The organism is Paratractidigestivibacter sp., assembly GCF_052362415.1.
Lineage (GTDB): Bacteria > Actinomycetota > Coriobacteriia > Coriobacteriales > Atopobiaceae > Paratractidigestivibacter.
Genome location: NZ_DAWEMK010000073.1, coordinates 2728 through 3542 on the forward strand (window position 1 = coordinate 2728; position 815 = coordinate 3542).

Annotated in this window: 2 protein-coding genes; one reads left to right on the forward strand and one right to left on the reverse strand. The window is 60.0% G+C overall.

Annotated elements, in window-relative coordinates; genetic code table 11:
- Nucleotides 1–146: 146 nt before the first annotated feature.
- On the forward strand, nt 147–452 hold the full coding sequence (locus ACT84W_RS07625; protein ID WP_432291096.1) for a helix-turn-helix transcriptional regulator: 306 nt from the start codon (nt 147–149) through the stop codon (nt 450–452).
- Between the two features lie 111 nt (nt 453–563).
- On the opposite strand, the gene ACT84W_RS07630 is transcribed toward ACT84W_RS07625, so the two are convergent.
- The coding region (locus tag ACT84W_RS07630; protein WP_444328765.1) for a response regulator at nt 564–815 on the reverse strand (252 nt) is incomplete at its 5' end.

An 815-nucleotide genomic window follows, 5' to 3' on the forward strand; every position in this document is an offset into this window, starting at 1 on the left:
CAACGACTCTTCGCATGGGCTTCGCCATGTCCACATCCGACCCGCCGTTAAGAACCCGCGCGAAACTGCAATCTAAGGTTGGTAGACCCTCTCCCCGGCGGCGCCCGAGAATGATATCGTCAACCAACCGCGGCGGAAGGAGCACCATGAACCTCGGAAACAACCTGTACCAAGCTCGAAGGAAGACCGGTTACTCGCAGGAGGAGGTCGCCGCGAAGATCGGGGTGAGCAGGCAGACCATTTCCAAGTGGGAAACGAATGAGACCATCCCCGACATCTTCCAGTCAAAGAAAATGGCGCTCATGTACGGGATCGCCCTCGACGACCCGATCGCCTACGACGCTGAGGTCGAGGAGATCCAGGACGCGATCGACAAGTTCAGCGAGCAGGACGCCTTCCTCGTGCTGAAGGACATCCTGTATAGGATTTGGCAGGTTCGGAAGAAAAAATAGGGCTTGGTCGCGAGGGACGCCTGAGATAGCTCCGCAAAGAGAAGGTCGGAGCCCATGTTCCGGGGGACATAGGCTCGGCGGCAAGAAACCCACCGACACGCGCGACGCGCGCTAACCCAGCCACTCCCCGAGCACGTCGTTCAGCTTGTTCATGTCGAGCGGCTTGGCCACGTGCTCGTTCATGCCGGCGTTCTTGGCAAGCTGCACGTCTTCGGCGAACGCGTTCGCCGTCATGGCAACGATCGGCAGCTTCCCGCGCTCGCCCGGCATCGCCCTGATGGCCGCAGTGGCCTCGTAGCCGTTCATCAGCGGTATCTGAATGTCCATGAAAACGAGGTCGTAGTAGCCATCCGGGGCGTTCTC

What these genes read in the sequence shown, in the direction of transcription:
- ACT84W_RS07625 (WP_432291096.1), top strand. Translation starts at nt 147, where the DNA reads ATGAACCTCGGAAACAACCTGTACCAAGCTCGAAGGAAGACCGGTTAC.